This window comes from Streptomyces sp. NPDC002643 (assembly GCF_053592555.1).
In genome coordinates this window covers 1-21,563 of sequence record NZ_JBSFVY010000045.1, presented here as the reverse complement: position 1 = coordinate 21,563, position 21,563 = coordinate 1, and the positions used below count along the sequence as shown (strand labels likewise).

Annotated in this window: 17 protein-coding genes and 1 pseudogene; 13 read left to right on the top strand and 5 right to left on the bottom strand. The window is 70.1% G+C overall.

Going from position 1 to position 21,563, the window contains the following annotated elements:
* Positions 1-37: 37 nt before the first annotated feature.
* Genes ACWD4G_RS40585 through ACWD4G_RS40570 form a run of 4 tightly spaced genes read right to left on the bottom strand, consistent with a single transcriptional unit; the run spans position 38 to position 4,210 of the window.
* Positions 38-1,069, bottom strand: a complete 1,032-nt coding sequence (locus ACWD4G_RS40585) for a LacI family DNA-binding transcriptional regulator (protein ID WP_451302830.1) — start codon at positions 1,067-1,069, stop codon at positions 38-40.
* Entirely contained in the window at positions 1,066-1,971 is a 906-nt protein-coding gene (locus ACWD4G_RS40580) for a carbohydrate ABC transporter permease (protein ID WP_451302828.1), read from the bottom strand. Before ACWD4G_RS40580 ends, ACWD4G_RS40585 begins: the two co-directional genes overlap by 4 nt.
* Positions 1,968-2,891, bottom strand: a complete 924-nt coding sequence (locus tag ACWD4G_RS40575; protein WP_451302826.1) for a carbohydrate ABC transporter permease — start codon at positions 2,889-2,891, stop codon at positions 1,968-1,970. Before ACWD4G_RS40575 ends, ACWD4G_RS40580 begins: the two co-directional genes overlap by 4 nt.
* The gene (locus tag ACWD4G_RS40570; protein ID WP_451302825.1) at positions 2,888-4,210 is read right to left on the bottom strand and encodes an extracellular solute-binding protein; all 1,323 of its coding nucleotides are present in this window, start codon (positions 4,208-4,210) and stop codon (positions 2,888-2,890) included. The genes ACWD4G_RS40575 and ACWD4G_RS40570 overlap by 4 nt, the downstream gene beginning before the upstream one ends.
* A gap of 215 nt (positions 4,211-4,425) precedes the next feature.
* On the opposite strand from ACWD4G_RS40570, the gene ACWD4G_RS40565 reads away from it, so the two are divergent.
* From ACWD4G_RS40565 to ACWD4G_RS40505, 13 genes and pseudogenes are all read left to right on the top strand, one after another.
* Positions 4,426-6,447: a beta-galactosidase gene (locus tag ACWD4G_RS40565; RefSeq protein ID WP_451302823.1), complete on the top strand. Its 2,022-nt coding sequence runs from the start codon at positions 4,426-4,428 to the stop codon at positions 6,445-6,447.
* A 221-nt stretch (positions 6,448-6,668) separates the two neighbouring features.
* Positions 6,669-8,237 carry a glycoside hydrolase family 53 protein gene (locus tag ACWD4G_RS40560; protein WP_451302821.1) on the top strand — a complete coding sequence of 523 codons (1,569 nt, stop codon included), beginning with the start codon at positions 6,669-6,671 and terminating at the stop codon, positions 8,235-8,237.
* Positions 8,238-8,459: 222 nt separating this feature from the next.
* Complete coding sequence (locus ACWD4G_RS40555; protein WP_451302890.1) at positions 8,460-9,446, top strand: SMP-30/gluconolactonase/LRE family protein; 987 nt, start codon at positions 8,460-8,462, stop codon at positions 9,444-9,446.
* Positions 9,447-9,491: 45 nt separating this feature from the next.
* Positions 9,492-10,016 carry a fluoride efflux transporter CrcB gene (gene crcB, locus ACWD4G_RS40550; protein ID WP_451302819.1) on the top strand — a complete coding sequence of 175 codons (525 nt, stop codon included), beginning with the start codon at positions 9,492-9,494 and terminating at the stop codon, positions 10,014-10,016.
* On the top strand, positions 10,013-10,387 hold the full coding sequence (crcB, locus tag ACWD4G_RS40545; RefSeq protein ID WP_451302817.1) for a fluoride efflux transporter CrcB: 375 nt from the start codon (positions 10,013-10,015) through the stop codon (positions 10,385-10,387). Before crcB (ACWD4G_RS40550) ends, crcB (ACWD4G_RS40545) begins: the two co-directional genes overlap by 4 nt.
* A gap of 109 nt (positions 10,388-10,496) precedes the next feature.
* The gene (locus ACWD4G_RS40540) at positions 10,497-11,330 is read left to right on the top strand and encodes an undecaprenyl-diphosphate phosphatase (RefSeq protein WP_451302815.1); all 834 of its coding nucleotides are present in this window, start codon (positions 10,497-10,499) and stop codon (positions 11,328-11,330) included.
* Positions 11,331-11,483: 153 nt separating this feature from the next.
* Positions 11,484-12,215: a FadR/GntR family transcriptional regulator gene (locus ACWD4G_RS40535; RefSeq protein WP_451302814.1), complete on the top strand. Its 732-nt coding sequence runs from the start codon at positions 11,484-11,486 to the stop codon at positions 12,213-12,215.
* Positions 12,212-13,654, top strand: coding sequence for an amino acid permease (locus tag ACWD4G_RS40530; RefSeq protein WP_451302812.1), 1,443 nt, complete (start codon positions 12,212-12,214; stop codon positions 13,652-13,654). Before ACWD4G_RS40535 ends, ACWD4G_RS40530 begins: the two co-directional genes overlap by 4 nt.
* Before the next feature lie 11 nt (positions 13,655-13,665).
* Positions 13,666-14,706: an asparaginase gene (locus ACWD4G_RS40525; RefSeq protein WP_451302810.1), complete on the top strand. Its 1,041-nt coding sequence runs from the start codon at positions 13,666-13,668 to the stop codon at positions 14,704-14,706.
* Positions 14,707-15,029: 323 nt separating this feature from the next.
* The gene (gene aspA, locus ACWD4G_RS40520) at positions 15,030-16,445 is read left to right on the top strand and encodes an aspartate ammonia-lyase (protein WP_451302808.1); all 1,416 of its coding nucleotides are present in this window, start codon (positions 15,030-15,032) and stop codon (positions 16,443-16,445) included.
* A 39-nt stretch (positions 16,446-16,484) separates the two neighbouring features.
* The gene (locus ACWD4G_RS40515; RefSeq protein ID WP_451302806.1) at positions 16,485-17,423 is read left to right on the top strand and encodes a glutaminase; all 939 of its coding nucleotides are present in this window, start codon (positions 16,485-16,487) and stop codon (positions 17,421-17,423) included.
* A 204-nt stretch (positions 17,424-17,627) separates the two neighbouring features.
* Positions 17,628-19,025: a polyprenol phosphomannose-dependent alpha 1,6 mannosyltransferase MptB gene (gene mptB, locus ACWD4G_RS40510; protein WP_451302888.1), complete on the top strand. Its 1,398-nt coding sequence runs from the start codon at positions 17,628-17,630 to the stop codon at positions 19,023-19,025.
* Positions 19,022-19,936, top strand: a pseudogene (locus ACWD4G_RS40505) (glycosyltransferase family 87 protein); the annotation flags it as partial. The gene mptB and the pseudogene ACWD4G_RS40505, both read left to right, overlap by 4 nt.
* Positions 19,937-20,163: 227 nt before the next feature.
* On the opposite strand, the gene ACWD4G_RS40500 reads toward ACWD4G_RS40505, so the two are convergent.
* Positions 20,164-21,354 (bottom strand): D-alanyl-D-alanine carboxypeptidase family protein, encoded by a 1,191-nt coding sequence (locus ACWD4G_RS40500; RefSeq protein ID WP_451302804.1) that lies wholly within the window; start codon positions 21,352-21,354, stop codon positions 20,164-20,166.
* Positions 21,355-21,563: the final 209 nt, after the last annotated feature.

The following is a 21,563-nucleotide window of genomic DNA, read 5'->3' as shown; positions in this document are numbered from 1 at the left end:
GTCCCGTGGGGTGTTCAATCGCCGGGCCCGCCGCCGTTCACGTCGACTCCCGCCGTACCAGCTCGGTCGGCAGGATCACCGCCGCCGGGTCCTCGCCGCCGATCTGGGCCAGCAGGACGCGGACCATCTCGTTGCTGATGCGGTCGTAGGGCTGGCGGATGGTGGTGAGGGCCGGGGTGGACTCGACGGCGGCGGTGGAGTCGTCGAAGCCGCCGAGGGAGATGTCCTCGGGGACCCGGCGCCCCGCCCGGCGCAGTGCGGCGAGGGCGCCCTGGGCCATCAGGTCGGACGCCACGAACACCGCGTCCATGTCCGGGGCCTGCGCCAGCAGCCGCTCGGTGCCCGCCTCCCCGCTGGCCCGGCTGTAGTCGCCGGAGACGATGAGTCGCTCGTCGACCCCGATACCGGCGTCGGTGAGCACCTCCTTGTACCCGGCGAGGCGGTCGACACCGCCGGGGGAGTCCAGCGGACCGGTGACGACACCGATACGGCGGCGGCCCAGCGCCAGCAGATGGCGCACCATGTCACGGGCGCCGTCGCGGTCGTCGGCGGCCACATAGCTCACCTTGGAACCGAGCCCCATGGGCTTGCCGCACTGCACGAGGGGGACCCCCGCCTCGCGCAGTTCCTCGGCCACCGGGTCGGCCGAGTGGCCGGACACCAGCAGGACGCCGTCCACGTGCCCGGCGGTGATGTACCGCGTTATCCGGCGCCGTTCGTCCTCCGTACCCGCGAGCATCAGCAGCAGCGGGATGTCGTGCGCGGCCAGTGCCTGGGTGCAGCACCGCAGCAGGACATTGAAGTTGGGGTCCTCGAACAGCTTCTCCTGAGGCTCCGTCAGCAGGAAGCCGATGGAGTCCGACCGCCCGGTGATCAGTGATCGCGCGTGCCGGTTCACGACGTAACCGGTCTTGCGGATCGCGGCGTTGACGGCTTCCGCAGCCGTGGGGCTGACGTAGTGCCCGCCGTTGAGCACGCGCGAGACGGTGCCTCGGGAGACCCCGGCCTCGCGGGCCACGTCGTGGATCGTGGGCGGCTTGCGCCGGCCCCCCGTGTTGCTCATGGTCATGACTTTACGGCTCCGGAGAGCAGGTCGAGGCTCCAGAAGCGCTGGATGGCGAGGAAGAGAGCGATCAGCGGGATCACCGCCAGCATCGCTCCGGTGATCACCAGGGTGTAGAGCGCCGGCTGGCTGTTGCCCTGTTCGAGCAGGGTGAACAGGCCGAGGGTGATCGGGAACTTCTCGTCGTCGGCCAACATGATGTACGGCAACAGGAAGTTGTTCCACACGGCGACGAACTGGAACAGGAAGACGGTCACCAGACCCGGCACCATCATCGGCAGCGCGATCCGGGTGAAGATCCTCAACTCGCCCGCGCCGTCCATCCGTCCGGCCTCGACCACATCACCGGGCACGGCGGCGGCCGCGTAGATCCGGGAGAGATACACGCCGTAGGGGGAGAGGACGAGCGGGAGCAGCACGGACCAGTAGGTGTCCGCCAGGTCGACCTTGGCCAGCAGCAGATACTGCGGGATCGCGAGGATCACCGGCGGCATCAGCACACCCGCCATGAGGACGTTGAAGACGGTCTCGCGGCCCCGGAAGCGGTAGATCGCCAGCGCGTAGCCGCTGACCGCGGAGACCGCCGTGGACAGCAGGGCGCCCAGGCCCGCGTACAGGGCGGAGTTGCCCATCCACTTCCAGTAGATGCCGTCGCGGTAGGCGTTCAGCTCGGTGACGTTGTCCGTGAGACCGGTGCCCGGCAGGAAGGTGAACGTGGAGAACAGCTCGCTGCCCGACTTGGTGGACGCGATCACCACCCAGGCCACCGGCAGCAGACAGTAGATCGCGCCCAGCAGCAGGGTGAGCGTCGGGACGAGGGCGATCCGACGGCGCAGCGGCGGGCCCTGGGCGGTGCCGGGCGTGGTGCCGGCGGCCGGGGCGGTCTTGCGGATGGCAAGAGAACTCATCGTGCTGCCTCCTGCTTGCTACGGGTGTTCGCGGCCCTCAGGAAGCCGAAGGAGAGGACCAGTGTGGCGACGGCGATCACCACGGCGCCCGCGGCCGCCGAGTAGATGTCACCCTCACCGAAGGCGTCCTGGTACACCTTCATCAGCGGACTCCACGTCGTGGAGACCGAGTTGGTGAGCGGCTTGAGGGTGGTGGGCTCGCTGAACACCTGGAGCGTGGCGATGATCGAGAAGAAGAAGGTCAGCACCAGCGAGGGCGCCACCATCGGGATCTTGATCTTCAACGCGATCTGGAGCGGGGTCGCGCCGTCCAGCTTGGCCGCCTCGTAGACCTCCGCCGGGATCGACCGCAGCGAGGTGTAGATGACGATCATGTTGAAGCCGGTGCCGCCCCAGATGGCGATGTTCGACAGCGCCGCGTACAGGCCGCCGCCGTCCAGCAGATCCGGCTGCGGCAGGCCCAGCTTGTCGAGCACGAAGTAGAAGGGGCTCACGTCCGGCAGGTACAGGAAGCCCCACAGCAGGGCCGCCACGACACCGGGAACCGCGTACGGCAGGAAGATCGCCAGCCGGGTGAAGGGGGCCAGCCGGACCTTCTCGCTGTCCAGCATCAGCGCGAAGACCAGCGCCAGACCGAGCATCACCGGCACCACGATCGCGCCGTAGCCGAGCACGCGCAGCGCGCCGTCCAGCAGCTCGGAGTCGGTGAAGGTCGCGGCGTAGTTCTCGAAGCCGGCCCAGACTTCGGACCGGGCACCCGATCCGAGGCCGAGGCCCTTGACCTCGACCTTGTGGAGGCTGAGCCAGATCGCGTAGCCGATGGGCAGCGCGAAGAACAGGGCGAAGAGGAGGGTGGCGGGGAGGAGGAAGACGTACGGGGCCCCCTTGACCCCGTACGACCTCCGGCGTGCGGTGCTCACTCAGCGACCTCGAAGCCCTGCTTCTTGAGGTCGGCGACCGTGTCGTCCTGCATCTCGTCCAGGGCGGCACCGAAGTCCGACTTGTTCTTGGCGGCGGCGCCGAACGCGTCCTTGAACGTGGTGTAGGCGACGTTCACGTTCGGGCCCCACGCGGAGGGCGCGGTGGTCTTCGCTATCTCGGCGGCCTTGGTGTAGAAGTCCGACTGGTTCGAGAAGAAGGCCGGCGGCTCGGCGAACGCGTCACTGGTCTGCGCGGTGGTGGCGGCCGGGTAGATGCCGCTCTCCTTCGCCAGGGCCGCGACCGCCTCGGGGTCGGTGTTGAGCCAGGTGGCGAACTTCGCGGCGGCCCCCTTGTTCTTGGAGTCCGTGGTGACGGCGGTCGAGGAGCCGCCCCAGCTGCCGGTGACGTTCTCGCTCTTCGACCACTGCGGCAGCGGCGCCATCTTCCACTTGCCCGCGGTGTCGGGGGCCGCCGTGGTCAGGGTGCCGGGCGCCCAGACCGCGCTGACCCAGGCGATCTGCTTGCCGGTGTTGAGCGCCTTGTTCCAGGCCGGGGTGTACATCGGCTGGTTGTCGATGGCGCCCTCCTTGACCAGGCCGCCCCAGAAGTCGGCGACCTTCTGGGAGGCCGTGTCGTTGATGCCGACCTTCCACTTCTGGCCCTCGGTGGTCCACCACTGGGCGCCGGCCTGCTGGGCGAGACCGGCGAACAGGCCGGAGTCGTTGGCGGAGAACGTCGTCAGGTCGACGTCCGCGTCCGCCTTCTTCAGCTTGCGCGCGGTCTCGGCGAACTCGTCCCAGGTCGTGGGGACCGTCAGGTCGTACTTCTTGAAGAGGTCCTCGCGGTAGTAGAACATCATCGGCCCGATGTCCTGCGGGATCGCGTAGACGGCGTCCGTACCGAGCGTCGTCTGCTGCCAGACGCCGTCGGCGAACTTGCTCTTCGCGTCGCCGGCCTCGCCCGAGATGTCGGCGACCGCGTCATTGCTGACCAGTGTCGGCAGCGCCTGGTACTCGGCCTGCACCAGGTCCGGGGCCTTGCCCGCCTTGTGCGCGGTGAGGATCTTGGTCACGAGCGTGTCGCCGGAGGCCTGCTTCTTGAACGTGACCGTGATCTGCTGCTCCTTGCCGGGACCCTCGTTCCACAGGTCCACGACCTTGTCCATGCCGGGGGCCCACGACCAGAACGTCAGCTTCGCCGGCCCCGACTGGGCCTCGCTGTCGTCGTCGGACCCGCCACAGGCGGCAAGAGTGGTGGCGCCGAGAGTCACGGCGACGGCGGTGGCCACAAAGCGACGGTGCCTCGTGATGTTGGGCATGGATCTTTCTCCCCTGACCTGGGTCCTCATCGGCTGCGAGGACCTGCCATGCTGCATGCATCTGTGAACGCTCACAGAAGGTGCATCTGTGAGCGTTCACAGTAGAGAAACATCCCGGACACTTGTCAATGGTTGTTGCTGTGCGGTTATGTTGGCCTCGCACCGCGCCGCTGTGTGTGCACGTTCCCAAATGATCGATGTAACGGGAGAGACCCATGCCGGAGACCACCCCCACGGGCCTCACCAGGCTTGCCTTCGGTGGTGACTACAACCCCGAGCAGTGGCCGGAAATCGTCTGGCACGAGGATGTCCGGCTGATGCGTGAGGCCGGCGTCACGATGGTGAGCGTCGGGATCTTCTCCTGGGCCCTGCTGGAGACCTCGAAGGGCGTGTACGACTTCGACTGGCTCGACCGCCTCCTCGACCTGCTCCACGAGAACGGCATCCGCGTCGACCTGGGCACCCCCACCGTCGTACCCCCCGTCTGGTTCTACCGCGAGCACCCCGAGGCGCTGCCCGTGGCCGCCGACGGCACCCGCTACGAGTTCGGCTCACGCGGCGCCATCTGCCACAGCAACGCCGACTACCGTGCCGCCGCCGCGAACATCACCACCAAGCTCGCCGAGCGCTACGCCGGCCACCCCGCACTCGCCATGTGGCATGTGCACAATGAGTACGGCGTTCCCGTCTCCGCCTGCTACTGCGACTCCTGCGCCGCGCACTTCCGCCGCTGGCTGGAGCGGACGTACGGCGAGGTCGCGGGTGTCAACGAGGCCTGGGGGACGGCCTTCTGGGGGCAGCACTACACCGACTTCGCCCAGATCAACCCGCCGCGCGTCACCCCCACGGTCGGCAACCCCGGCCAGGCCCTCGACTACAAGCGGTTCGCCGACGCCACCATCCGCGAGAACTTCGTGAGGGAGCGGGACATCCTGCACCGCCTCACGCCCGGCATCCCGGTCACCACGAACTTCATGACCGCGCTCAGCCAGTGCGACTCCCTCGACTACTGGGCCTGGGGCCGCGAGGTCGACATCGTCACCAACGACCACTACCTGATGACCGACGGCCGCCGCACCCACGTCAACCTCGCGATGGCCGCCGACATCACCCGCTCGGTGGGCGGCGGCGCCCCCTGGCTGCTCCTGGAGCACTCCACCTCCGGCGTCAACTGGCAGGCCCGCAACCCCGCCAAGGCCCCCGGCCAGATGGCCCGCAACTCCCTCGCCCATGTGGCCCGGGGCTCCGACGGCGCCATGTTCTTCCAGTGGCGCCAGTCCCGGCGCGGCGCCGAGAAGTTCCACTCGGCGATGCTGCCGCAGGCCGGCACCGACTCCCGGGTGTGGCGCGAGGTCGTCGAACTGGGCGCCACCCTCGACTCGCTGGCCCAGATCCAGGGCACCCGGACCGTCGGCGACGTGGCCGTCCTGTGGGACTGGCACTCCTGGTGGGCGCAGAGCCTTGCCTGGCGCCCCAGCGAGGACCACGAGGCCCGCGAACGCGCCGACGCCTTCTACGAGGCCCTCTACGACCGCCACCTCACGGTCGACTTCGCCCACCCGGAAGCCGACTTGTCGGCCTATCCCCTCGTCGTCGTGCCGGCCCTGTATCTGATGACCGAGGCCGCCGGGCGCAACCTCAAGGCGTACGTCGAGAACGGCGGCACCCTCGTCGTCTCGTACTTCTCCGGGATCGTCGACGAGCACGACGCCGTCCACGAGGGCCCGTACCCGGGCGCCCTGCGGGACGTCCTCGGGCTGACGGTGGAGGAGTTCTCGCCGCTGCTCGCCGGGGAGAGCGTCCGGATCACCGGGCCCGACGGCTCCGAACTCACCGGTGACGTGTGGACCGAGTTCGTCGTGCCGCGCGGCGCCGAGACCGTGTGGACGTACGCTGACGGGCTCGCCGTCGACCGGCCCGCCGTCACCCGGCACCGGCTCGGCGACGGCTCCGCCTGGTACGTCTCGACCCGCCTCGACGCCCAGGGCCTGGACGCGCTGCTCGGCTGGGCCGCCGACGACGCCGGGGTCACGCCGCGCGCCGATCTGCCGCGTGACGTGGAAGTGGTGCGCCGGGCGGGGGAGTCGGGCGACTTCCTCTTCGCGATCAACCACACCGCGCTCGACACGAAGGTGCCGCTGGACGCGGACGGCACCGAGTTGCTGACCGGTGAGCGGGCGGCGGGCCACCTCGCCGTGCCCGCCGGGGCCGTCAGGGTCGTACGACTCGACGGCTGACCGACACACAGAAGTGGGCGGCGGCAGCGTCACCGAGCCGTAGAGGTGACGGCCGCCGCTCCCGGCCCGGAGGCGATCATCAGCCCCGGGTCCCCCCGACACCGGCCGGACATTCCTGGGGACCTCCGGTCGGTCAGGGCGGCGCCGTGCCCACGGCCTTCGGGTTACGGCGCCGCCGCAACACCCCCTTTACGGTCCCCGTCCTTGTCGAAGGGACGACGATGTTCCACGCGAGACGCGCCCTCAAGGCCCTGCTGATACCGCTGTTCGCGGGCCTGGCGCTCACCTCCCTGCCGGCCACCTCGGCCCACGCCGCCTCCACTCTCACCAACGGAGGCTTCGAGTCCGACGGCACCGGCACCGCCACCCCGGCGGGCTGGTCGACCTACTCGGCGGCCGGACAGAACTCCGCCTCCTTCACCGAGTCCGGTGGCCACGGCGGCAGTTACCGTCTCACCCACTGGTCGTCCTCCGCCTACAAGGTGGAGACCTACCAGTACCTCTCCGGCCTGACCAACGGCAACTACAAGCTCACCGCCTGGGTGCGCTCCGGCGGCGGCCAGAACTCCGCGTACATCGCGCTGAAGAACTGCGGCAGCGCCGAGCAGCGCACCGACATCCCGGTCTCCTCCAGCGGCTGGATTCGTATCGTCACCTCCATCGCCGTGACGAACAACCAGTGCACCATCAGCATCAACTCCGATGCCAATGCCGGGAACTGGATCAACGTCGACGACCTGACCTTCGCGTCCGGCACGACCGGCCTCGCCATCAAGGGCTCCGACGTGTCGTCGCTCATCAAGAGCGAGGCCAAGGGCGGCGTCTACCGCTGGAGCTCCGGCTCGACCGGCGACGCCCTCGCCATCCTGAAGAACGCCGGCCAGAACTACGCCCGCGTCAAGGTCTGGGTGAACCCCGCCGACGGCTACAACAACAAGGCGCGCGTGCTGGCGGCCGCCCAGCGCATCAAGGCGCAGGGCATGAAGCTGCTGGTCGACTTCCACTACACGGACACCTGGGCCGACCCGGGCGCCCAGACCGTGCCGTCGCCGTGGACCGGCCACAGCTACAGCCAGCTGAAGACCGACGTCTACAACCACACCTACGACGTGCTCAACGCCCTGAAGGCCCAGGGCACCACCGCCGACATGGTCCAGGTCGGCAACGAGATCAACGGCGGCATGCTGTGGCCGACGGGCTCCACCTCCAACTGGGGCCAGCTCGCCGGACTGCTCAACTCCGGCTACGACGCGGTCAAGGCGGTCAACTCCTCCACCCAGGTCGCACTGCACCTCGCCAAGGGCGGCGATCTGTCCGGCACCCGCTGGTGGTTCGACAGCGCGGTCTCCAACGGTGTGAAGTTCGACGTCATCGGCCTGTCGTACTACGGCTACTGGCACGGCACCCTCGCCGACTTCCAGACCACCCTGGACGACGCGGCCTCCCGCTACTCCAAGCCGGTCTTCGTCGCCGAGACGGCCTACCCGTTCCGCCTCGACAGCGAGGACTCGCACGAGAACATCATCGACCTGTCCAGCGAACTCGTCTCCGGCTACCCGGCCACGACCGCCGGTCAGACCCGCTGGATGAAGGACATCGCCAGCATCGTCGAAGCCGTCCCGAACGGCCGCGGCCTCGGTGTCTTCTACTGGGAGTCCACCTGGACCGCTGTCACGGGGAACGGGTGGGACCCGACGGACGCCTCCAGCGGTAACGGCTGGGAGAACCAGGCGCTGTTCGGGTACGACGACAAGGCGCTGCCGGCGATGGCCTGGTTCAGCCACCGGTAGCGGTCAGTCGTAGGTCATGGGGGAGCTGCCGGCCGATGGGGGCCGGTCGCGCCCACGCGGCGGAAGCCGCACATCGACACGGCCCCGCGCCCCTTTCGGGCGCGGGGCCGCCCGCTTTCACGAGCCACCGGACCGAGATCCTCCCACTCGCGAAGACGGTCGCTCCCACCTGCGAGGATGGCCACCGAACGCATCGGGTCGGACGAGCGGGAGGCGGCGGGGATGACACGCGCGGTGGCGGGGACGAACGGACGGGGCACCGGACTCGTACCGCACGCCTTCATCGGTATCGGCGGACGTGGCCCCGAGGACGTCATCGTCGACGAGCGCGGGCGGGTCCTCACCGGCGTGGAGCACGGACGGATTCTGCGGCTGGACGGCCTCGCCGAGCCCGATCGGGCCCGGGTCGAGACGGTCGCCGACACCGGTGGCCGGCCCCTCGGCCTCGAACTCCTTCCGGACGGCGACCTGTTGGTGTGCGACGCCCGGCGGGGGCTGCTGCGGGTGGCGACCGGCGACGGCGGTGTGCGGATGCTCGCCGATGAAGTGGACGGGGAGCGGCTGCGGTTCTGCAGCAACGTGGTGGCGCTGTCCGACGGGACGGTCTACTTCACCGTCTCCACCCGCCGTTATCCCCTCGAACACTGGATCGGCGACATCGTCGAGCACACCGGGACCGGGCGGCTGCTGCGGCTGGCGCCGGGGGAGGAGCGGCCCGAAGTGGTGCTGGAGGGGCTGCAGTTCGCCAATGGGCTCGCGTCCTCCGCCGACGAGTCCTTCCTGGTGATCGCGGAGACGGGGGACCGCAGGCTCACCCGCCACTGGCTCACCGGGGCGACGGCGGGCACGAGCGAGCCGTTCGTCGAGGACCTGCCGGGCACGCCGGACAACATGTGGCGTGACGCGGACGGGCTGATGTGGGTGGCGCTGGCCGGGCCGCGCATCGGTCCGCTGGAGGCGCTGCACCGGGCCGGTCCCGCCGTGCGGCGGGCCGTGAGCCGGGTGGCGGTGCGGGCACCGTATCGGCCGCTCGGGTTCGCGGGGGTCGTCGCGGTCGATGATCAGGGTCGGATCGTGGACTCGGTCGTGGATCGCCGATCCCGGTTCCGTATGGTGACCAGTGCCTGTGTGGCCGACGGCCGGCTGATCCTGGGAAGCCTGTGGGAGAACGGGGTCGCGGTGTGCGAGCTGCCGGGCGAGGGCCACTGAGCCGGCCCTGCCGGGGACGGGCCGAGCAAGGAGTGCGCACGCGAGATGACAGTCCCACCGACCGACGGCGTCGACGCCCTTCAGTCACCCGACGCCCCCGTCACCGATCCGCCCCCCTGTACCGGCCGGCCGCCGCTGTGGCACGGTCAGGTGTCCGTCGTCGCGGTCGTGTCCCTCGGCGGGGCGATCGGTGCGGTGGCCCGTTACGGCGCGTCCCGGATCTGGCCCGGTCAGCCGGGTGTCTTCCCCTGGACCACGTTCTGGGTCAACGTCATCGGCTGCTTCGTGATCGGGCTGCTGATAGTGGCGATCACGGAGATCTGGGACGTCCATCCCCTGATGCGGCCCTTCTTCGGCACCGGAGTCCTCGGCGGCTTCACCACCTTCTCGACGTACGCCGTCGACATAGAGCGTCAGATCGCGGCGGGGCACCCGAGCATCGCCCTCGCCTATCTCGCCGCCACCCTCCTCGCCGCCCTCACGGCGGTCTGGCTCGCCGTGACGCTCGCCCGGGCCGTGGCTCCCGGGACCCGTGCCGTCGCCCCTGAGAAAGGTAAGAAGTCGTCGTGAACTGGGTGCTCGTCATCGTCGGCGGAATGGTCGGCGCCCCGCTGCGCTATCTCACCGACCGTGCCGTGCAGGCCCAGCACGACACGCCCTTCCCCTGGGGCACCTTCACGGTGAACACCGCGGGCTGCTTCGTCCTCGGCCTCCTCACCGGTGCCGTGACCGCCGGTGCCGCCTCCTCCCACCTGCAGCTTCTCCTCGGCACCGGACTGTGCGGGGCGCTCACCACGTACTCGACGTTCTCCTACGAAGCCCTGCGGATCGCCCAGGAGGGCGCCCGTTTCCACGCCGCCGTCTATGTGATCGCCAGCGTGATGGCCGGGCTCGGGGCGGCCTATATGGGCGCGGCGGCGGCCGAGGCCCTGTGGCTGTGAGACCGGCGGCCCCTGGAAGCCGCCTGCCCGGACTCGGCCCTTACCCGGATGCGGTACGACTGCCTCCTCTTCCCGTGTCGCCGAGCAGAACTGGACAGAACTCGACCCCATGAGCGCCATCACCGTCGGTCAGGCCGTCGTCCTCGGAGCGGTGGAAGGAGTGACCGAGTATCTGCCGGTGTCCTCCACCGGGCATCTGAAGATCACCGAAGGGCTGATGGGGATACAGGTCGAGGACAGGGCCGTCGTCGGGTTCACCGCGGTCATCCAGGTCGGGGCGATCGCCGCCGTGCTGCTGTATTTCCGCGGGGACATCGCCCGGATCGGCGGCGCCTGGTTCCGGGGGCTGTTCGACGCGCGGGAGCGGGGCGACCGGGACTACCGGTTCGGGTGGTGGGTGATCGCCGCGACCGTGCCGATCGTGATCGTGGGTCTGGTCGCCCAGCCGCTGATCGAGGGGCCGCTCGCCTCGCTGTGGGTGGTGGCCGGATCGCTGCTCGTCGGCAGTGCCGTGATGTGGGTGGCGGAGCGGCGGGGGAGGCGCGAGCGGGGCGAGGGCGACAGCTCGTTCCGGGACGCGATGCTCGTCGGCGGTTCGCAGATACTCGCTTTGCTCTTCCCCGGTTTCTCCCGCTCGGGCGCCACCATGTCCACCGCGCTGCTGCTCGACCTCGACCGGGTCACCGCCACCCGACTCTCGTTCTTCCTCGGCATCCCGGCCCTCACCGGCGCCGGGCTCTTCGAACTGAAGGACGCACTCGGCACGGGGGCCGGGGCGGCCCCGCTGATCGTCGGTACGACCGTGTCGTTCGCGGTCGCATACGCCTCCATCGCCTGGTTGCTGAGGTTCGTGGCGAAGCACTCGTTCCATGTCTTCGTGGCGTACCGGATCGTCGTGGGCGTGCTGCTGTTCGGGCTGCTCGGCGCGGGCGGACTCAGCTGACCACCGCTGACCACGACTGACAGGACCACCCGGCCGGGACGCCCCTGGCACTGATCCACGCCTCCCGGCCCGAAGATCCAATCCGTCGCCCGCTCGAAGATCCCGTCCCGGCCCTCTTGACAGCCCCGTCCCGTCACCCGCAGGATCACCCCCGTGAACCTGTCAGACAGCCAGACAGGTGGTTCGGCACCCCGGCGCGTCAGTGCCATGGAAGCGGTGCTCCTCCACCTCCGCGGCGCCATCGAGCGCGGCAAGTACGCCATCGGCGACAAGCTCCCCTCCGAGGCGGAGCTGTGCCGGCAGCTCGAAGTGAGCCGTCCGGTACTGCGCGAGGCACTGCGCGCGCTCCAGGTGATGGGCCTGACCCAGTCCCGCACCGGCAAGGGCACCTTCGTGATCGCGAACACCGTCGAGGACCCCACCTTCGGCGACTTCACCGCCAGCGACCTGCTCGAAGTGCGCCGCCATGTGGAGATCCCGGTCGCCGGGTACGCGGCGGTGCGCCGTACCCCGGAGAACCTGGACCATCTGGCCCACCTCCTTGACCGGATGGAGCGGGAGACCGACACCACCGCCTGGGTCGCGATGGACACGCTCTTCCATCTGGCCGTGGCCGAGGCCGCCCAGAACCCGGTGTTCCGCCGGGTCATCGAGGAGATCCGCGACGCACTGGCGCGTCAGTCGGCCTTCCTCAACGAACTGGGCGGACGCCGCGAGCAGTCCAACCGCGAGCACCGGGCCATCGTCGAGGCACTGATCGACGGTTCCGAACACGACGCGGTGGAGGCCATGTCCCACCACCTCGACCGCGTCGAGACCACCCTCACCGACATCGTGCGTTCCCCCCGCACGGACAGCCCCACGGAAGGCGGACCCGAGGCGTGAGCGAGCAGCACCTCAAAGAAGAGACGCGCCCCACCTCCGGACACGTCGACGCCGGAGACGCCGGCTACAGCAAGTCCTTGAAGTCCCGGCACGTCAACATGATCGCCATCGGCGGCGCGATCGGCACCGGCCTTTTCCTCGGTGCCGGCGGCCGACTCGTCGACGCCGGCCCCTCCCTGTTCATCGCGTACGCGGTCTGCGGAATCTTCGCCTTCCTCGTCGTCCGCGCCCTCGGCGAACTGGTCCTCTACCGGCCCTCCTCCGGTGCCTTCGTCTCGTACGCCCGAGAGTTCCTGGGCGAGAAGGGCGCGTACACGGCCGGCTGGATGTACTTCCTGAACTGGGCCACCACCGGTATCGCCGACATCACGGCCGTCGCCGTCTACACCCACTACTGGGGCATGTTCTCCGACATCCCCCAGTGGGTGATCGCGCTCGTCGCCCTCGCGGTCGTCCTCGCCGTGAACCTGATCTCGGTGAAGATGTTCGGCGAACTGGAGTTCTGGTTCGCGATCATCAAGGTCGGCGCGCTCGTCGTCTTCATGTGCATCGGCATCTTCCTGCTGGTCACCCAGCAGCCCGTCGACGGCCACACCCCCGGCCCGTCCCTGATCACCGACAACGGCGGCCTCTTCCCCAACGGCATCCTGCCGATGCTGCTGATCATCCAGGGCGTCGTCTTCGCCTACGCCTCCGTCGAACTGGTCGGCGTCGCCGCCGGTGAGACCGAGAACCCCGAGAAGATCATGCCCAAGGCCATAAACTCGATCATGTGGCGCGTCGGCCTGTTCTACGTCGGCTCGGTCGTCCTCCTCTCGATGCTGCTGCCCTGGTCCTCGTACAAGGCCGGCGAGAGTCCCTTCGTGACGGTGCTCTCCAACATCGGCATCCCCGCGGCCGGCGGCATCATGAACCTGGTCGTGCTCACCGCCGCGATGTCCTCGCTCAACTCGGGCCTGTACTCCACCGGCCGCATCCTGCGCTCCATGGCGATGGCCGGGTCCGCCCCGAAGTTCACCGGAGTGATGAGCCGCAGCCAGGTCCCGTACGGCGGCATTCTGCTCACCAGCGGTATCTGTGTCCTGGGCGTCGGCCTGAACTTCGTGGTTCCCGCCGAGGCGTTCGAGATCGTGCTCAACTTCGCCGCCATCGGCATCCTCGCCACCTGGGGCATGATCATGATCTGTCACCTGCTCTTCTGGCAGAAGACCGAGAAGGGCGAGCTGACCCGGCCGAGTTACCGTCTGCCGGGCTCTCCCTGGACCGAGCTGGTGACCCTGTTCTTCCTGGCCTCGGTGCTGGTCCTGATGTACGCCGACGGCGGCGCCGGACGCACGACCGTGCTGTGCCTCCCCCTGATCGTGTTGGCGCTGGTGGCGGGCTGGTTCGGCGTACGACGCCGGGTCGCCCAGCAGCCGGCCGGAGTTGTGAAGAAGTGAAGCAAGCGGTGATGTACGACCCCACGACCACCGGCGCCCCGGGCACCCCCGCGGTTCCGGTGGCCGCGGCCCCCGCGATCCGGGAGCCGCTCCACGCCCCCCTTGCCCACCTCGTACGCGGAGGTGTCATCGAGGGCATCCACTACGGCTCCGCCGTGGTGCTGGGCGCCGACGGGGAGGTGGAACTCCAACTCGGCGACATCGAGGCGGCGTTCTACCCCCGGTCGGCGCTCAAGCCGGTCCAGGCCGTGGCCATGCTGCGCGCCGGACTGCCGCTCGACGGCGAACTGCTGTCGCTGACCGCGGCCAGCCACTCCGGCGAGGAACGCCACCTCGCCGGAACCCGGCAGATCCTCGACCTCGCCGGCGCCACCGAGGACGACCTGCGCAACGTCACCGACATGCCGTACGACCCGGCCGTGCGGGATCAGTGGATACGTGACGGGCGCGGGCCCTCCCGCCTCGCGCAGAACTGCTCCGGCAAGCATGCCGCCATGCTCTACACCTGCAAGCTCAACGGCTGGTCCCTCGACGACTATCTCGACCCGGCCCACCCCTTGCAGCAGGCCATCGCCGAGATCGTCGAGGACCTCACCGGGCAGGCCATCGCCCAGGTCACCGTCGACGGTTGCGGCGCCCCGCTCTTCTCCGTCTCCCTGCACGGCCTCGCCCGCGCCCTCGCCCGCATCACCACCGCCACCGAGGGCACCCCCGAGCGCACGGTCGCCGACGCGATGCGCGCCCACCCCGAGATGGCGTCCGGCGCCGGGCGCGATGTGGCCGCGCTGATGCGGGCCGTGCCCGGACTGCTCACCAAGGACGGCTTCGAGGGCGTCCAGGTCGCCGCCCTCCCCGACGGCCGGGCGGTCGCCGTGAAGATCGCCGACGGCGCCAACCGGGCGCGTATCCCGGTGACCGCGGCGGCGCTGGCGCGGGTGGGCGTCGATGCTGTGGCTCTCGCCGAGTTCGCGGGCGAGGCCCTGCTGGGCGGCGGCCGCACGGTCGGCCACGTCCGCCCGGTCCGCGCTCTGGACCCGCTGCCGCGTCAGTAGCCCGCCTCATGTGGCTTTCATCGCCCCCGCCGCCCCTACCCGTCCCATCCCAGGGGGCTCCGCCCCCTGGACCCCGGCCCATGCCCACCCACCACCCGACTCGGTCGACTGGAAAGCGGGCCTCGCACCTTCAGCCCGTCCGGCGTTTGAGGACGAGGCCGCAGGCCGATGCGGGGGTCTGGGGGCGCGGCCCCCAGCGGGGGTCCGGGGCAGCGCCCCGGGGATGGGACGGGTAGGGGCGGCGGGGGCGAAACAAGATCCGTGCGCGACGCCACACGCCCTGCTCACCCCACCGCACCTCACGAAAGAAGGCCCACCCAGCCATGACCGCCGCCGCAGCGACCCGTAGCGAACACGATCTGCTCGGAGACCGCGACGTACCCGCCGACGCCTACTGGGGCGTCCACACCCTGCGTGCCACGGAGAACTTCCCCATCACGGGAACCCCGATCTCCGCCTACCCGCACCTCGTCGAGGCCCTGGCCGCCGTCAAGGAGGCCGCCGCCCGCGCCAACCAGGAACTCGGCCTGCTCGCCCCCGAGAAGGCCGCCGCGATCATCGAGGCCTGCCGCGAGATCCGCGAGGGCAGGCTGCACGACCAGTTCGTCGTGGACGTCATCCAGGGCGGCGCAGGCACCTCCACCAACATGAACGCCAACGAGGTCGTCGCCAACCGTGCGCTGGAACTGCTGGGTCACGAAAAGGGCCAGTACCAGTTCCTGCACCCGAACGAGGACGTCAACCTCGGCCAGTCCACGAACGACGTCTACCCCACCGCCGTCAAGATCGCGACCGTCTACGCGGTGCGCGAGCTGCTCAAGGCCATGGCGGTCCTCCAGGACTCCTTCGCCCGCAAGGCCGTCGAGTTCCGTGACGTCCTGAAGATGGGCCGCACCCAGCTCCAGGACGCCGTCCCCATGACCCTGGGCCAGGAGTTCTCGACGTTCGCGGTGATGCTGGACGAGGACCGCAGCCGTCTCGCCGAGGCCGTCGAGCTGATCCACGAGATCAACCTCGGCGCCACCGCCATCGGCACCGGCCTCAACGCCCCCGCCGGATACACCGAGTCGGCCCGCCGCCACCTCGTCGAGATCACCGAACTCCCGCTGGTCACCGCCGCCAACCTGGTCGAGGCGACCCAGGACTGCGGCGCGTTCGTGCAGATGTCGGGTGTGCTCAAGCGGATCGCGGTGAAGCTGTCGAAGAGCTGCAACGATCTGCGGCTGCTGTCGTCGGGGCCGCGCGCGGGTCTCAACGAGATCAACCTCCCGCCCGTACAGGCCGGTTCGTCGATCATGCCCGGCAAGGTCAACCCGGTGATCCCCGAGGTCGTCAACCAGGTCGCCTTCGAGGTCATCGGCAACGACGTCACCATCACCATGGCCGCCGAGGCCGGACAGCTCCAGCTCAACGCCTTCGAGCCGATCATCCTGCACTCCCTGTCCGAATCGCTCACCCACCTCCGCGCCGCCTGCCTGACCCTCGCCGAGCGCTGCGTGGACGGCATCACCGCCAACGAGGACGAACTCCGCGCGGCGGTCGAGAACTCCATCGGCCTGGTCACCGCCCTGAACCCGCACATCGGGTACACGGCGGCCACCGACATCGCCAAGGAGGCCCTCGCCACCGGCCGGGGCGTCGCCGAACTCGTCCAGGAGAAGGGCCTGTTGCCCGCCGAGCGCCTCCGGCAGCTGCTGAAGCCCGAGGTGCTCGCCGGTAACGGAGCCCCGGCGGCCTGACCTGCGGATACGTATCGGGACCGGCCGGTCGGAGGCACAATGGCGATCATGACAACGACGTCGTCGCTCCCCTTCCAGCCGGTCCTGGAACGTATCGCCGAGGAGATCGAACGCACCCCCGGCCGGGGCCGCCCCGCCGACTACATCCCGGCCCTCGCCGCCCGCGACCCCCGCCGCTTCGGCATGGCCGTCGCCGAACTCGACGGCACGGTCTACGGCGTGGGGGACTGGCGCCAACCGTTCTCCACCCAGTCCCTCACCAAGGTCTTCACCCTCGCCCTCGACCTGGCCCGCGAGGGCGACGAACTCTGGGAACACGTCGGCCGCGAACCCTCCGGCAACCCCTTCAACTCCCTGGTCCAGCTGGAGTACGAGAACGGCATCCCCCGCAACCCCTTCATCAACGCGGGCGCCCTGGTCGTCACCGACCGCCTCCAGACCCGTACGGGAGACGCGGCCGGCTCCCTACGGGACTTCCTGCGCACCGAGAGCGGCAACCCGGCCCTGGACTTCGACGAGGAGGTCGCCGCCTCCGAAGCCGCCCACGGCGACCGCAACGCGGCCCTCGCACACTTCATGACCTCCTACCGCAACATCGAGAACCCCGTCCCGCTGCTGCTGGACCAGTACTTCCGCCAGTGCTCCATCGAGGCCTCCTGCGCCGACCTCGCCCTGGCCACCACCGTCCTCGCCCGCCACGGCATCCGCGCCGACGGCACCCGCCTCCTCACCCGCAGCCAGGCCAAACAGGTCAACGCGGTCATGCTGACCTGCGGAACGTACGACGCGGCAGGCGACTTCGCCTACCGGGTGGGCCTCCCGGGCAAGAGCGGTGTGGGCGGCGGAATCATCGCGGTGGTACCGGGGAGATGCACGCTGTGCGTGTGGAGTCCGGGTCTGGACGAGCGGGGCAATTCGGTGGCGGGAGTGGCGGCATTGGACCGCTTTACGACACTGACGGGTCTGTCGGTCTTCTGAACAGGGAGTAGGGCAGCCAACCCAGGGGCGCGGGAAACTGCGCGATCAACCACATCGAACCCGCACCCTGCAACGCACAGACTTCGGCAGACGCAACCCAGCCCACACCCAACAGCCCCATAGGATCACCGCCAAGTAACACCCCGGCCTCCATCCAGACGGCTCGCCGCCACCCCGCATTGCCACGCTGCCCAAGTGTTGGCCATCGCTTTCCCCGTCGACCTACGCCGCTGCCAGGCCCTCGGCCTGGCAGGCACCGCCTTCCTCGCCCTAGGGGGTGAAACCGCCGGTGCCCTCCCGGTCAGGGACCTGCTCTCCCCGACCTCGGGACGCGGCGCGCTCGGCCTGGTCGGCGTCTACTTCGGCGTCGTCCTGCTGATCGCCGCGTGGGCGCTGCTCGGCAAGGTCGTACGAGGACCGGAACCTCCGACACCGAGGGCGCTGTTGATGGTCCTGGTGGTGTGGGCGGCGCCCTTGCTGCTCGCGCCGCCGCTGTTCAGCCGGGACGTGTACAGCTACCTCGCCCAGGGCGCGATGGTCGACGCGCACATCGACGTCTACACACACGGCCCCGCCCGGCTCGGCGGACCGCTCGCGGACGAGGTCTCGCCGATGTGGCGGAACACGGCGACCCCGTACGGGCCGGTGTTCCTCGCGATGGCATCCGGGCTCTCCGCGCTGACGGAGGGACGGATACCGGCCGGGCTGATCGGTATGCGGATGGTGGCGCTGCTCGGTGTGGCGCTGATGGCGGTGGCGTTGCCGCGGCTCGCCCGGTACAGCGGCGCCGACCCGGCGGTCGCGCTGTGGCTCGGCGCGCTCAATCCGCTGGTCCTGCTGCACCTGGTGGCCGGTGCCCACAACGACGCGATGATGCTCGGCCTGCTCGGAGTCGGCCTCGTACTCGCCCGGGGCCGCTGGTACGCCCTCGGGGTCGTCCTCGTCACCCTCGCCGCGCTGGTCAAGGCACCTGCCGCCCTCGGCCTGCTGGCGGTCGTCGTGATGCGCGGCCGAAGCCGATGGGTGCGGACGGCAACGGTGACGACGGCGGTCGCCGGGGCGACCACGGCCACGGCAACGGCCCTGGCCGGAACGGGATACGGCTGGATAGCGGCCCTGCGGACCCCGGTGTCCCCGCAGAACTGGTCCCCGACCAGCGTCCTCGGCCGGATGACCGGCGATCTGCTGCACGACCTCGGCAGCGACCTCGCCCCGCTCGCGCTCCCGGCCTGGCGCACCGCCGGGCTCGTGGCGACCCTGGCCGTCGTGCTGTTCATCTGGCTGAGGCTGCGGCCCGGCCCCGTCTACGCGCTGGGCCTGAGCCTCGCCGCCGTGGCCGTGCTCGGCCCCGCGATACGCCCCTGGTATGTGTTGTGGGGGCTGTTCCTCATCGCCGCCGCCCGGTCCACCGTCTCCGTACAGCACAAGGCGGCCGCGGCCAGCGGGATACTCGCGCTCGCCGTCCTGCCCAGCGGCGACCCGGCGGACACCGAGCAGATCACGCTGGCCGTGTGCGGGGGAGTGCTCGCACTGGTCGTCCTCTGGCAGGCCCACCAGGCGTCCCAGGCCGCCGACGCTCCGATCCTGGAGCGCACCGCATGACCGGCACCACACCATCTCCCCGCCCAAGGACCCTGCCGCGGACCGACCGCGCCCGGATTCTCCTGGTCGTCGTCCTCGCCGTGGCCGTCACCGTCTTCACGGCGACCGTGCCGCTGCTGCGCGACTGGTTCGACCTGCGCGTCTACCACGGTGCCATCGACACCTGGGTCCACGGCGACGGCAGGCTCTACGACTACCGGGTGCCGGGCACGGTGTACGGCTTCACCTATCCACCGTTCGCGGCCGTCGCGATGCTGCCGATGGCCCTCGTGGGACTGCACACGGCGATCGCCCTGTGCCTGGTCCTCAACCTGGCGGCGCTCGCGGCCGTCCTGTACGTGCTCGCCGGGCCGCACCTCCGCCGCCACGGCTGGTTCGCCACCTCGCTGTTGCTCTGCGTCCTCGCGCTGTTCGAACCGCTCCGGGACACCTTCAGCTTCGGCCAGGTCAACCTGGTGCTGCTGGCCCTGGTCCTCGCCGACGCCTGGCTGCTGGCGACCGGCCGGGGGCGGTGGGCCGGGGTCGGGATCGGGCTGGCGGCGGCGGTCAAGCTGACGCCCGCGATCTTCATCGGGCTCCTTCTGATCGCCCGGCGGTGGCGTGCCGCCGGGCTCGCGACGGCCGTCGCCGCGGCCGCCACCGCGGCGGCGGCCTGGATCGCCCCGGGCGCCTCACGCTTCTACTGGACCGAGGCCCTGTGGGACACCGGCCGCATCGGCCGACTCGACTATGTCTCCAACCAGTCGCTGCAGGGCGTCGTCGCCCGCTTCATGGCACCCCACGAACCCAGCCGTCCCATCTGGGCGTCGCTGGTTCTGGTCGTGCTGTGCGTATGGGCGTGGCGGGTGCGGACGGCGGTGAACGCCTCCGACTGGATCGCCGCGTTCGCGGTGACCGGGCTGACCTCCTGTCTGATCAGCCCGATCACCTGGGTGCACCATCTGGTCTGGCTGCTGCCGTCCTTCGCGATCCTGCTCGGACACCGAAGGCTGTGGCCGCTCACGGCGGCGCTGTACGCGCTGCTGTGCAGCAGTGTCGTATGGCTGTGGTTCGACGGGGCGTCCGGCATCGACGGCTTCATCGGCAGCAACGCCTATGTCTGGATCACGCTCGGGCTGCTGCTGGGGCTGCCGATCGGTCAGTCGGCGGTGGGCCTGCCGTTCCTGAGCCGCAGGGACAGCGCCACGGCCGCCGCCCCCAACCCGGCGGCACCGGTGATCACCCCGGCCTCCACCCAACCGGGCCCGCCGGCCTCCGCCCTCGCCCGCTTCTCCCGGACGGGGGGCGACGACTCGGAGCGGGCCTGAGGCGCCGCCGCCGGGCGCGCGGGCAACAGCGAGCCCACGGGCTCCACGCGCCCGGCGGCACGGAAGCCCCAGTCGAGCAGCGACCGCGCCTCCTCGTACACCGCGAGCCCCCCAGCGGCCGGCCGCATCACCGTGACGACGAGCGTGCGGCCACCCCGTTCGGCGGCGGCGATGAGCGTGTTGCCCGCGTTGCTGGTGTAGCCGTTCTTGACCCCGATCAGCCCCCGATAGCGGTCCACGCCCACGCCGGTGAGCAGCCGGTTGGTGTTCTGAATGCCGTACGACCAGCCGCCCGCCGGGAACTTCGCCGTGGCCGTCGAGCAGTACGCGGCGAACTCCGCGTTGCGCAGCCCGGCCCGCCCGAACACCGCCAGGTCGTACGCCGACGACACCTGCCCCGGCGCGTCGTACCCGTCGGGCGAGACCACCTTGGTGTCCGTGGCGCCCAACTTCCGGGCCTTGGCCTGCATCTGCCGGGCGGTGGTGCGCCAGCCGCCGTTGAGCCCGGCCAGCACCCGCACGGCGTCGTTGCCGGAGCTGAGGAACACCCCGCGCCACAGATCGGCCACCCGATAACTGCGGCCCTCCTTCACGCCGACGAGACTGCTCCCGGCCCCGACGGCGTCCAGTTCGCCCTTCTTGACGGTGTGTCTGAGCCCCGCCGGCAGCCCCGGCATGACGGTCAGCGCGAACAGCGTCTTCAGCGTGCTGGCGGGCGGCAGCTTCCGGTGCGCGTCATGGGCGGCGAGCACATCACCGCTCCCTGCGTCGGCCACCAGCCACGACACCGCGGAGACGTCCTGCGGAACCTTGGGCGCCCCGTCCCGGGGCCGCACCTGGGTGCCTTTCCGGTACAGCGACGGTTCCTCGGACGCCTTGGCGTCCTGCGGCCCCGACGCGAACGAGGGTCGTACGCCGTCGGGGCTCGAAGCGAAGGCGAGCCCACCGAGCACACAGACGGCGGAACAGCCGACGAGGGCACGGGCGACACGGGAGGTGCGAGACGAGAATCCGATGGTCATACCCAGCAACGTAGGAAGGGTTGCGCTCCGCGCGGGGGTGCCAGGGCCGGGTGAAGGGGTTGAGCACCCGGATGCCGCACGGATGAGTTCGTCTGCGGGTGGGTGGGGGCTGGTCGCGCAGTTCCCCGCGCCCCTGAAAAGCAGGGGCCTGCGGCCCTGCAGTCGGCCCTGCGGGCCGATGAAAAAGCGGGGCGCAGCCCCCCCTATTT

Excerpts from the sequence above, each read along its gene's own strand:
- ACWD4G_RS40560 (WP_451302821.1), top strand. The coding sequence starts at position 6,669 with ATGTTCCACGCGAGACGCGCCCTCAAGGCCCTGCTGATACCGCTGTTC.
- ACWD4G_RS40515 (WP_451302806.1), top strand. The coding sequence starts at position 16,485 with ATGGCGATCATGACAACGACGTCGTCGCTCCCCTTCCAGCCGGTCCTG.
- ACWD4G_RS40580 (WP_451302828.1), bottom strand. The coding sequence starts at position 1,971 with ATGAGTTCTCTTGCCATCCGCAAGACCGCCCCGGCCGCCGGCACCACG.
- crcB (WP_451302819.1), top strand. The coding sequence starts at position 9,492 with ATGACAGTCCCACCGACCGACGGCGTCGACGCCCTTCAGTCACCCGAC.
- ACWD4G_RS40525 (WP_451302810.1), top strand. The coding sequence starts at position 13,666 with ATGTACGACCCCACGACCACCGGCGCCCCGGGCACCCCCGCGGTTCCG.
- ACWD4G_RS40565 (WP_451302823.1), top strand. The coding sequence starts at position 4,426 with ATGCCGGAGACCACCCCCACGGGCCTCACCAGGCTTGCCTTCGGTGGT.
- ACWD4G_RS40500 (WP_451302804.1), bottom strand. The coding sequence starts at position 21,354 with ATGACCATCGGATTCTCGTCTCGCACCTCCCGTGTCGCCCGTGCCCTC.
- ACWD4G_RS40570 (WP_451302825.1), bottom strand. The coding sequence starts at position 4,210 with ATGCCCAACATCACGAGGCACCGTCGCTTTGTGGCCACCGCCGTCGCC.
- aspA (WP_451302808.1), top strand. The coding sequence starts at position 15,030 with ATGACCGCCGCCGCAGCGACCCGTAGCGAACACGATCTGCTCGGAGAC.
- ACWD4G_RS40555 (WP_451302890.1), top strand. The coding sequence starts at position 8,460 with ATGACACGCGCGGTGGCGGGGACGAACGGACGGGGCACCGGACTCGTA.
- ACWD4G_RS40585 (WP_451302830.1), bottom strand. The coding sequence starts at position 1,069 with ATGACCATGAGCAACACGGGGGGCCGGCGCAAGCCGCCCACGATCCAC.
- ACWD4G_RS40540 (WP_451302815.1), top strand. The coding sequence starts at position 10,497 with ATGAGCGCCATCACCGTCGGTCAGGCCGTCGTCCTCGGAGCGGTGGAA.